Annotated in this window: 9 protein-coding genes; 4 read left to right on the top strand and 5 right to left on the bottom strand. The window is 29.1% G+C overall.

The window, feature by feature from the left end; translation table 11 throughout:
• Positions 1-75 precede the first annotated feature (75 nt).
• On the bottom strand, positions 76-1,560 hold the full coding sequence (ffh, locus tag UCYN_RS01290) for a signal recognition particle protein (protein WP_012953686.1): 1,485 nt from the start codon (positions 1,558-1,560) through the stop codon (positions 76-78).
• An 86-nt stretch (positions 1,561-1,646) separates the two neighbouring features.
• Between ffh and UCYN_RS01285 the strand changes: the two genes are divergently transcribed.
• The gene (locus tag UCYN_RS01285) at positions 1,647-2,285 is read left to right on the top strand and encodes a GIY-YIG nuclease family protein (protein WP_012953685.1); all 639 of its coding nucleotides are present in this window, start codon (positions 1,647-1,649) and stop codon (positions 2,283-2,285) included.
• A gap of 171 nt (positions 2,286-2,456) precedes the next feature.
• Here UCYN_RS01285 and glyQ read toward each other — a convergent pair whose 3' ends face one another.
• Entirely contained in the window at positions 2,457-3,347 is an 891-nt protein-coding gene (glyQ, locus tag UCYN_RS01275; protein ID WP_012953683.1) for a glycine--tRNA ligase subunit alpha, read from the bottom strand.
• A 510-nt stretch (positions 3,348-3,857) separates the two neighbouring features.
• Here glyQ and UCYN_RS01270 point away from each other — a divergent pair.
• From UCYN_RS01270 to ribE, 3 genes are all read left to right on the top strand, one after another.
• The gene (locus UCYN_RS01270; protein WP_012953682.1) at positions 3,858-5,075 is read left to right on the top strand and encodes a S41 family peptidase; all 1,218 of its coding nucleotides are present in this window, start codon (positions 3,858-3,860) and stop codon (positions 5,073-5,075) included.
• A gap of 162 nt (positions 5,076-5,237) precedes the next feature.
• Complete coding sequence (locus UCYN_RS01265) at positions 5,238-6,506, top strand: DNA cytosine methyltransferase (protein WP_012953681.1); 1,269 nt, start codon at positions 5,238-5,240, stop codon at positions 6,504-6,506.
• Positions 6,507-6,806: 300 nt separating this feature from the next.
• A complete protein-coding gene (gene ribE, locus UCYN_RS01260) occupies positions 6,807-7,499 on the top strand; it encodes a riboflavin synthase (RefSeq protein WP_012953680.1) in 693 nt (230 codons plus the stop codon).
• Positions 7,500-7,596: 97 nt separating this feature from the next.
• On the opposite strand, the gene UCYN_RS06220 is transcribed toward ribE, so the two are convergent.
• The 3 genes from UCYN_RS06220 to polA all read right to left on the bottom strand — a co-directional run bounded on the left by UCYN_RS06220 (position 7,597) and on the right by polA (position 11,851).
• Complete coding sequence (locus UCYN_RS06220) at positions 7,597-7,935, bottom strand: hypothetical protein (RefSeq protein WP_201763748.1); 339 nt, start codon at positions 7,933-7,935, stop codon at positions 7,597-7,599.
• 38 nt (positions 7,936-7,973) lie between these two features.
• Positions 7,974-8,597: a cysteine dioxygenase family protein gene (locus UCYN_RS01250; protein WP_012953678.1), complete on the bottom strand. Its 624-nt coding sequence runs from the start codon at positions 8,595-8,597 to the stop codon at positions 7,974-7,976.
• Positions 8,598-8,983: 386 nt separating this feature from the next.
• Positions 8,984-11,851 (bottom strand): DNA polymerase I, encoded by a 2,868-nt coding sequence (polA, locus tag UCYN_RS01245; RefSeq protein ID WP_012953677.1) that lies wholly within the window; start codon positions 11,849-11,851, stop codon positions 8,984-8,986.
• Between the last annotated feature and the right edge of the window lie 3 nt (positions 11,852-11,854).

Raw genomic sequence — 11,854 nt, 5'->3', positions numbered from 1 at the left:
TGATTTTAAAGGGTTTTTGTCTATAAGTATTGTAAGTTTTAATCATTTGTCCACATTGAGTTTTGAAAATTATATTTATAGACTTCCAAATCCTTTTTTCTTTTTAATTTTCTTAGCTTTTTTCTTTTGATTTACTTGTGAATGATCGCGGAATCCGTTAGATGGCCCTTGACTAAACAAATTTCCCATTCCAGGCATTCCACCTCCCATTCCAGGCATTCCACCTCCCATTCCAGGCATTCCACCTCCCATTCCAGGCATTCCACCATTTCCTAACTGCTGCATCATTGTACGCATTCTAGTAAAGTTTTTGATTAATTTACTAATTTCAGTTTCTGAATATCCTGAACCTTTAGCTATACGATATCTACGACTTGGTGATTTTGCTAATAAATCTGGGTCTTTACGTTCTTCTAAAGTCATAGAACCAATCATAGCTTCAGTACGCTTGAGTTCATTTTCCCCTTTTTCAATATCTTTTGTATTGATTTTATTTAATCCCGGAACCATTTTTAAAATATTACTAAATGAGCCCATACTTTTCATTAGACGTGTCTGTTTAAGAAAATCATTAAAGTCAAATTTTGCGTCTAGAATTTTGGACTGTAGCTGTTCCATGTCAGAAAAATCAATTTCTTCCTGAGCCTTTTCTACTAGTGTGAGGATATCTCCCATATTTAATATTCTAGAAGCCATCCGATCAGGATAAAAAGGTTGTAAAGCTTCTATTTTTTCACCGACACCAACAAACTTTATAGGTTGTCCTGAAACTTTTCTAACTGATAAAGCTGCTCCACCTCTGGTGTCGCCATCCATTTTAGTTAAAATTGTTCCTGTAATTTTAATTTTTTCATGAAAAGTTTGAGCAAGATTAGCCGCTTCTTGTCCTGTCATAGCATCTACGACTAATAAAGTATCATGAGGATTAATACTCTCTTTTATCTGAGTCAACTCCAGCATCATCCCTTGATCAATCTGCAATCGTCCTGCTGTATCGATAATTACTACATCAGCTTCTATCTCTTTAGCTTTGTTAACACCCTGAAGAGCAATATTAACAGGATTTTCTTGATTGCCTAATTCAAAAACTGGAACCTCAATTTGTTGTCCTAATGTTTTTAATTGATCAATAGCTGCAGGACGATAGATATCTGCAGCAACCATTAAACAACTTTGCTTTTGTTTTTTAAGATAATGAGCAAGTTTTGCTGTTGCAGTTGTTTTACCAGTTCCTTGCAATCCTACCATTAAGATAACTGTAGGATCACTTTCTGCTTTAGCTAGAGGAGAATTACTTTCTCCCATAACTTTTACTAATTCTTCATAAACAACTTTTATAAACTGCTGCCCAGGATTAACTCCTTGAATAACTTTTACACCAATTGCAGATTTTTCAATATCTGCAATAAAATCTTTGACTACCTGTAAATTAACATCCGCCTCTAAAAGAGCACGTCTAACCTCTTTTAAAGTTTCCTGTATATTTGCATGAGTTATTATGTTTTGACCACGTAATTTTTTCCAAGCTTCCTCTAAGCGATCAGTAAGAGCATCAAACATAATTTTTTTATTATCGTATTATAAATATTAATGATTATTGTTCTAAATTGTACTTTATCTTTTGTAAGAAAGCCGGAGAATTTTTCATGTCTAATATATCAAACTTATCTTTACTAGAAGATTTAAAAGAAGTTAGTTTAGATAATTTAACTCACTTGCCAGAAAAAACAGGTATTTATATGATGGCTAGTAGTTCTGGATACGTATACTATATAGGAAATTCCATCAATCTTAGACAGTATTTACTAAGTTATAATTTATCTGATCTGCATAAGTATGATATTCATAAGATCTATTATTTGCTCTGCAACCAAACAGAGCTAGAAGATATAGAAGCAGAATATACAATTTTTTATACACCTTCTTGGAATCAGAATAAAGATCAAATAAGCAATGACAAAATATCCAATTCTAAATGTTCATCATTTCAGGAAAAAATTGATAGATATTTAAAAATATCAAATCTAATCGAGAAATTAGAAGAAGAAAAAGAAATTTTAAAAGAAGATATTACAACTTATGCAAATAATTATAAACAAGAAAATGGAACAAGCTTAACTTATAAGAATGTTACCATTTCAACCAATCAACGTAAAACTTGGGAATATTCTAATATAGTAAAAGAATTAGAAACTAAAATAAAAAATCTAAAAAAAATAGAACAGAAAAATGGATTAGCTAAAGTCGTAAAACTTTCAGTTTACTCAACAATTAGAGGAAAATAATCATTATGATTAGTGAATGTTTTAACTACCAAAACCGCTTTTATTAACCATTCCAAATTTTGAAATATTTTATTATTTAATAAACAAATCAAAGTAATTACATTATGCTGATATATCAGAAATAATATAGTTAAGTTGAAAGCTATTTTAATAAAAAGTAAATACGGTAAATCAATAGTTATTGACACCATTACGTAATAAAGGAAAATTTAGAGCTTTTCTTTGTTCTAGATATAAGTTAGCAATTTCTTTAGCTAAAGAACGAATGCGTCCTATATATAAAGTTCTTTCTGCTACTGCAATCACTCCTCTAGCATCTAATAAATTAAATGAATGAGAACATTTAAGAACATAATCTAAGCTAGGAGCAATTAATTTTTGAGAAATTAATTCCTTGGCTTCTTTCTCGTACAAATTAAATAATTGAAACAATAAATCAGAATTAGATACTTCAAAATTATATATGCACTGTTCTATTTCGCTTTGTAGAAAGATATCTCCATAAGTGATACTTTTATTCCATTGAATATCAGTAATTACTTCTACTTTTTGTAAATACATTGCTAATCTTTCTAAACCATAAGTTATTTCTATGGGAGTTGGATAACAATCTTTCCCTCCGCATTGCTGAAAGTAAGTAAACTGAGTAACTTCCATTCCGTCAAGCCATACCTCCCAGCCTACACCCCAAGCACCCAAAGTAGGTGATTCCCAATTATCTTCTACAAAACGAATATCATGTTCCTCTGGCTTAATACCTAATGTTTTAAGGGATTCTAAGTAGATCTCTTGAATATTATCTAGCGATGGCTTAATCAATACTTGGTATTGAAAATAATATTGAAAACGATTAGGGTTTTTACCATAACGACCATCTGTAGGACGACGGCAGGGTTCTACATATGCTACTGACCATGGTTCTGGTCCAATAGCTTTAAGAAAAGTTCCAGGGTTCATAGTTCCTGCACCTTTTTCGATATCATAAGGCTGTAAAATTAGACAGCCGTGATTGCTCCAAAAATTATTTAATTTTATGATAATTTCCTGAAAATTAATTGACACTTTTTATTTTTTCTCTCTAAAATTTATAGTTCCTATTATATCTACCATATTTATTATATAAAATTTATTCTATTTTATATAATGAATAAAAGCGATGAACTAAATTATAAAATCTTACCATTTTAAACAAAAACTTTATGGGCGATAGTAAGCGTTAAAGTCATTTTTTCATTGACGATATCTTATGATTTCCATTGTCTATTGCTCAAAATATACTTAAAACAATACGATCATTTACAAATAATAATGTTAGAACATGATTGTAAATCATATTAACCTTTAATTTAGGTATAAATATTTCTGCTTATTTCTATTTGTAATAAATTTATTTAATGAATAATTTTATATCTCAGCTAAATTATATTAATACCATCACAACTTTAGCGTTTTGTTGGTAATTATTAGGAATTAGCTCAAGAAGTGTTAATTAAAAATATATTTCTACATAGTGATTTTTAACTAAATTAAAATATATTTTCTACATTTAAAAACATTGTTTTGATTATTCTCATGAAAAGAATTTTTTCTAGATTTATATATTTTTTTATTATCTTGGTTGTTTGTAACTGCCTTGTTTTTGCGCCTAATACTTACGCTTCTATTGAAAATCAAAAACTATTATTGGAATCTTGGGATTTACTAAATACATCTTATTTAGATGATACTTTCAACAACCAAAATTGGTATTTAGTGAAACAAGATTTAATGAAATATTCTCTAAATACACGAGAAGAGACATATAAAGTAATTGATGAAATGTTAATAACACTTGATGAACCTTTTACTCGCTTATTAAGGCCAGAGCAGTATCATAACCTAAAGATTGAAACTTCGGGAGAATTTTCAGGAATAGGTTTGCGACTCCAAATTAATCCTCAAACTGAAAAATTAGAAGTTGTTTCTCCTATTAAAAATTCTCCTGCAGAATTTGCCGGTATTAAAGAACATGATTTAATTTTAGAAATTGATGGTATCAGTACTACTAACTTAAATTTAGACCAAGCCGCTGAGAAAATGCGCGGACTAACTGGTACAAGAATAAACTTAACTATTTTTTCTTCTCAAAATAAAAAAGTATATCAAAATCAAATTATTCGTAAGCATATATCTCTAAGCCCTTTAATATCTAATATAGACAAAACTTCGTCTGATTCATTTGTTGGCTATATTCGTTTAAATAAATTTAGCTCAAATGCTGTTGAAGAAATGAAAACAACTATTAAAACGCTCGAAGAAGAAGGCGCTAAATCTTATATCTTAGATTTGAGAGATAACCCAGGAGGACTTTTTGAAAGTGGAATTAATATTGCTCGTCTATGGATGAATAAAGGAACGATAGTCTACACTATTAATCGTCAAGGTATTCAAAATAGTTTTAGTTCTTCAGGAAAACCGTTAACAAATTCTCCATTAGTTTTATTAGTAAATAAAGGTACTGCAAGTTCTAGTGAAATTTTAGCAGGAGCTTTGCAAGATAGTAGAAGAGCAATATTATTTGGTGAAACAACGTTTGGGAAAGGCTTAATTCAATCTTTATTTGAATTATCTAATAATTGCGGTTTAGCTGTTACTGTAGCCAAATATGAGACTCCTAATCATAAGGATATCCATAAATTAGGTATTCAACCAGATAAAATTATTTTACAAGAAACACTTGCTTATGATGAGATTGGGACAATAAAAGACATACAGTATCAAGAAGCAATTAAATTTTTAAGAGAAAAATAACTCACTGAAAAAATATAGATTATCTTGTTATCCTATAAAAATATAGAAATTATTGTACAAATCTAATAGATAAATAATTTACATATTTAGTATAATTAGCCATGGTACGAAAGTTGATTAACTTATCAATACAAATAGATAAGTTACTAAAATAATTCTATTATGAATCAAAAACGTCCTATTGCTATTGACTTATTCGCTGGTGTGGGAGGTATGACACTTGGTTTCGAGCAGGCTGGATTCGATGTTTTAGGATCCGTAGAAATTGACCCTATTCATTGTGCTGCTCATCATTATAATTTCCCATTCTGGACAACTATATGTTCTGATATCTCTATAATTAATGCTAAAACTATTAGAAATTTATCTTGTATTGGGAATCGAGAAATTGATGTTGTTTTCGGTGGCCCACCTTGTCAAGGTTTTTCTTTAATAGGCAAACGAAATCCAAAAGATAATCGTAATAATTTAATTAAACACTTCATTCGCTTAGTTATAGAACTACAGCCCAAGTATTTTGTTATTGAAAATGTTCCTGGGATGGCCACAAAAAATAATCAAGCATTCTTAGAAGAAATATTTGATGAGTTTATTGCAAATAATTATAGAATTGAAACAAATTATAAAATCTTAAATGCTGCTAATTATGGAGTTCCACAGATAAGAAAAAGACTATTTATTATGGGAGGGAAATCAGATTTACCACTTCCTGATTATCCTCAATTTCTAACAAACTATAACCAAGAAATAAACTCAACTATTCCTTTTACCCCAACAGTTAGTCAAGCTATAAATGATCTACCTGAGGTTAATCATTATCCAGAATTGAGTTATAAAGATTCGATGAAAGTTAATTCTAGTAAACTTAACGACTATGTTAAGGGTCTTCTTGATTCAAATGATAATTTTTCTTATAAAAGAATATATGATAAGAATCTTTTAACGTCTAGTTTTAGAACAAAGCACACAACAAAATTGATTGAGAGATTTAACAAAACTCCTCAAGGTAAAAAAGAACCTATTAGTCGATTTTTTAAACTGCATCCAGAAGGTTTGTGTAATACCTTAAGAGCAGGAACACCTAGTAATAGAGGATCTTATACATCTCCTCGTCCTATTCATCCTTTTACTCCTAGGTGTATCACTGTAAGAGAAGCTGCAAGATTACATTCTTATCCCGATTGGTTCAGGTTTCATGTCACCAAATGGCATGGATTTCGACAAGTTGGCAATTCAGTACCACCTTTATTGGCAAAAGCTATCGCGAAAGAAATCCTTAAAACGTTAGATATATCACCTATTAAACCAATTATTGAATATAAATTAGAAAATGAAGAAAATTTGAGTTTTAATACCTCACAAGCAGCAACTTATTACAATATCAGTACTGATGTAATTGGAAAGAGAATAAGAAAGAAACAAATTATCTAATCAACATAAAATTAAATATAAATAATATCGTGATTATTTTCTAACCTAAATAATAGGAACAAATAAATTTTTAATGACTTATAACCTATGAGGTGCAACAAAAATCATTTAATAACTGTAGACAATAGAGTATATATGATTAAGTTTAAATAAATATCTATTATTTTATTTAAGCTAATTTTTACATCCAGTTATAATTGAATACTTTTTTCAAATTATAAGTTATATTCACATTATGTCTCAAAATATGGATAAATTTTCTATATAAAATAGAGTTATACTTTTTTGATAATTGCAAAAATGTTTACTGGCTTAATTGAAAATCTTGGTGTTATAGATTCTTTTGAATCTGATCGTTTTACTCTCTCGGTTTTAAACACCTCTACTACAAGCATTTTATCAACTGCATCGGTAGGCGATAGTATAGCTGTAGACGGTGTATGTTTGACAGTAGAAAGTTTTACAGATAACAGTTTTACAGTCACCGTTTCTCCTGAAACTCTACAAAGGACTACTTTGTCCGAAAAAATAAAAACTACTAATTACGTTAATTTAGAATCTTCATTATGCGTAGGTAGTAAGCTAGGTGGTCACTTTGTTACGGGTCATGTGGATGGAATTGGCTCGCTGGTAAATTATATCTCTACTAACAAAGCTTGGGAAATGACTTTTGCAGCTCCATCTTCAAAAATTCAGGAATGGTCTAATTTTATTGAACCATATTTAATTACAAAAGGAAGTATCGCTGTTAACGGCATTAGCCTAACTATAGCTGAATGTGATGTATCAGGAAATTGGTTTAAAGTTTCAGTAATTCCTCATACCTATGCTTATACCAATCTTCATTATTTAAGACCTGGTGATTTAGTAAATATTGAAGGAGATATTCTAGGTAAATATGTAGAGAAATTTTTAAGTAGTACTTTAAAATCTACAAAGGATAGGCAATCCAATATCAACTCGGATTTTTTGGCGGAACAAGGATATCAATAATTTTTTGCTATTAATATTATAAGAACTATTTTTTAAAACAATAGATATCTAAAAAAGCAACTTGATACTATCTTTATACTTTAACTTGACACTTGTATTAAGAATTGTGTAGTTTTATTGATGTAGGATATCTTTGTTGATGTCTTATGATTCCTTGAAAGATGATTATGTTTAAAAAAGCTAAAAATGTAATTTTTTCTAAGACAAAGTTTTCCATCCTAAAAATTAGCATGAGGTAGTACGAAGAAATGTTAGTTACTTCTTTAATTGCTCTGGGTATTGCTTCTATGTCTGCTTTTTTGAGCTTCAGTTTAAAAGAAGATATAGTTAAAGTTTCTATGGGATGTCTTGCATTGCTATCATTGTTTATAACTCTTATCCTTGCTCCATGGATATTAAAATTGAGTCTTGTCGCAGTACCCCTATTTTCTGACAAATTTAAAAAGATATTATAAAAAAGTAATTAAAATTTTTCTAAAAACGATAAGAAAGATTGCGAATAATGTCAAACTTTAATCTCTTTAAAGCATCAGTTTCTCCATAAATATTTAAAGTAATACTTGGTTCATCACCTACAGCTTCAACAGAATGAATGGCATTAGTCGTAAAACTGATGATATCTCCAGCCTTAAAGATTTTTTCTTCAGTTTTTTCTATCTTATGGGGATAGTCTGGAGTTGGAGAAGACTTCCATAAAATATTTTTCTGCATCCCTTGTAATGTTGCCACGATTCCCCAAGTTCCATGATTGTGAATAAATGTACTACTACCAGGAAGCATTATTTCCCTTTGAAGAGTGTATGGATAACCTGGTTCATCATATAGTGTCGATATATCTATTTCTTTATCACTAATGGGTATATTATTACTAATCCAATGAGTATTAACTATTAATTTTCTAGTCAAATGTCTTAATTTTAAAAGATATTCATCTTCAGTTTCTTTTTCCCTATTAGCAACACTTATTATGTCATCTAATTCCATTAAAAATTGATATAGTCGATAAGGACAAGATGAGTTTAATAAATCCCAATCTCGAGGTGAGTTAAATAATATACATTTACCACTATTTTTCACTAACCAATCTTGTTTCGTCATATATACAAATTACCAATAATGAATTTTGTTGTTATAAAGAATTTGAATAATTTAAAATGTGCAAAAAAATAATTAATTGCTTTGTAACTTAATTACATATTAGTTTTAATCTCAACAATCATATACAAAATAGAAGTAATTAATGCTTAATAGATTAATATAGTTTCACTATACTAAAAGTTAGAGAAGAAATATTTGTAATTTTTAAAATAGACCATAACGCTATTTAAGATCTCAATACAACTTAAGTAAACAATAATTCTATAGTCTACTATTTACAAAAACTAATCAATAATTTTTTGTTTTAAAATTAATCAGGAGTAAAGTTCGTCTTTCATGGTTTGATAATTTTTAATTAATCATATTCCTAACCGTTGCGATTAAGTTTATTTAGCTTCCATCCAATTAATTCCAGAATTTATTTCTACCAATAATGGGATAGTCAATTTTACAGAATTTTCCATGATTTGCTTTATCTCACTCTGTAATTCTTCTAGCTCTTCAAGAGGTATCTCGAATACTAATTCATCATGGACTTGCAATAATAATTTAGCTTGATAATTTCTTAAAAGTTTTTCTATTTTAATCATTGCAACTTTTATTATATCAGCGCTTGAGCCTTGTATTGGAGCATTAGCAGCAGATCTTAATAGCTGGGAATCACTATAACTATATTTTAGTTCATCTAAATTAATCTCATCAGGATTACATCCATATAGATTACGTAAACTATCGCTATAAAAGTTAAAATAACGTCTTCTTCCTAGTATTGTCGTGACATAACCCTTTGTAATAGCTTCTATTTTCAAATTTTCTAGAAATTGAAATACTTTTTTGTAGCGTTGATGATACTTTTTGATAAAATCTTTTCCTTTAGTTGGTGTTACTCCTGCTTCCCTTGCAAATCTTTGTGAACCCATTCCATAAATAACACCAAAATTAATAGTTTTCCCTAGATTTCTTTCTTCTATCGTAATTTCTTCTTTATCAAATAATAACTGTGCTGAAAGAGTGTGAATATCTTGACAATCACAATAGGCTTTTACAAGTAGAGGTTCCTGGCTTAAATGAGCTAAAATTCTTAATTCAATTTGCGAATAATCTGCTGAAACTAGTAACCATTTCTTGGGAGAAATAAATGCTTTTCTAATTTTACGAGATAATTCGGTCCTAATTGGGATATTTTGTAAGTTTGGCTTAGAAGAAGATAATCTTCCAGTAGAAGTAACGGATTGATTGAAACTAGTATGTATACGATGTGTCTGATTACTAACTAATGTAGGTAAATTATCAATATAAGTTGATTGTAATTTAGATAAAGTTCTATATTTCAAAAGGTAATCAATAATTGGATGATCACCTTTTAATTTCTCTAAGATTGCATGATTAGTAGAATATCCAGTTGTTATTTTTTTAGATTTTTTAGTACTTAGTTGAAGGTTTTCAAATAAAATCTTACTTAATTGTTTAGGTGATTCTAAGTTAAATTTTTCTTTAGCTTCTTCATAAATTTTTTCTTCAAGACATAATAAATTAACTTTATTTTGTTCAGATAAATTATTCAAATATTCTATATCAATTAGAATACCTTGGTTTTCCATTTTTGATAAAACCTTTTCCAAAGATTGTTCTACTTCTAAGAATAATTTCTCTAAAATTGGGATTTCTGCAAGTCTTTTTTTTAATGGCTTAACTAACAAAAAAGTACTATAAGCATCCATACCACAATAATTAGCGACTTGTGTAATATCTAAATCAGCAATAGTTTGTTGTTTATTAATTTTTAGCTCTAAATAATCTTGAGAAGAAATATTTGTCAAATATTGTTTACATAAACTACTTAGCTTATGGCTTTTATCAGGGTTGATAACATAGCTAGCTAGCATTGTATCAAAGACAACTCCATTTAATTGAATACCTTGATTAAGCAAAACGAGACGATCAAATTTTGCGTTTTGAAAAACTTTGGGGTAACACTTGTTTTCGAGAATTGGTCGTAACTTTTCTAAAACCTTTTCTTTACTTAATTGTTCACCTTCTTTGTGTTCTATAGGTATATATGCAATATTATTAACCTCTTCTCCCCAACAACAGCTAATTCCTACCAATTTAGCTGTTTGGGGATTTAAACCTGTTGTTTCTGTATCCCAAGCAATTGGATAATTAATGTCTTGATATTCTGTAAGTATATTAATTAATTTATCTAATTGAAGTATGTCGTTAATAATTAAAGGCTTAATGCATATCTCTTTATTATTTTTATTAGTTTGTTGTTCATTAATTGCTTCTTCTACTTTTTGCAATGATTGATGAGGAATTTCTCCACCTAAATTTTTCTGTAATTGATTAATATTTTCCCTAAATTTTTTTAGTTCTAATTTTTCGAAAATATTTTGTGCTGTGGCTTGATCAAAACCTACTAATTTAAACTCATCTATATTAAAAACTAATGGACAATTAGTAATAATTTTGGCTAAATAGCGAGAATGCTCTGCTTCGGATTTACCTTCTTTAAGTTTTTTTTGATTTGCACCTTTTATATGTTCAATATTCTCATAAATACTTTCTATTGTTTTATACTCAGTTAATAGCTTAACTGCTGTTTTTTCGCCAATACCTTTAACACCAGGGATATTATCTGATTTATCACCACATAACGCTTTGTAGTCAACGACTTGAAATGACGCTATTCCTAATCTTTCTATTACTGTCTTAGAAATTATTTCTGTATATCCTTTCTCTGAAGAAGAGTTGACTCCACTTCTTCCCAAATAAAGAACACTGATATTTTGTTCATCACTAATTAGTTGAAAAGTATCTTTATCACCACTAAGAATTTTGACACGATAGCCTTTATTACTTGCTTCTGTAGCTAATGTGCCTAATATATCGTCTGCTTCATATCCAGGCATAGTAATAGTAAATAAATTTAGTATCTCTAATACTTTTTGCAAATTCTTAATATCAACAATAAAATTTTCTGGAGTTTCTGGCCGACCTGCTTTATAGCTGACATCAAACTTATGACGAAACGTCTTCTCCTTACTATCGAAAGCAATAGCTACATACTTAGGCTTTTCTACTTTGATAACTTGCATTAAAGAATTTAAAAATCCAAAACAAATACTAGTCGGGATTCCTGTAGAAGTTTTTAATAGTCCTCTCCTAGAATTTAAAAAAGCATAATAAGCTCTGAATGCTAAAGAATGACCATCAATTAGAATTAGAAGAGGTAAATCTTTCTGATTTGTCATAAT

It is taken from the genome of Candidatus Atelocyanobacterium thalassa isolate ALOHA, from assembly GCF_000025125.1.
Lineage (GTDB): Bacteria > Cyanobacteriota > Cyanobacteriia > Cyanobacteriales > Microcystaceae > Atelocyanobacterium > Atelocyanobacterium thalassae.
Note: the sequence above shows the minus strand (reverse complement) of the source record. Positions and strands in the feature narration are given on the sequence as shown.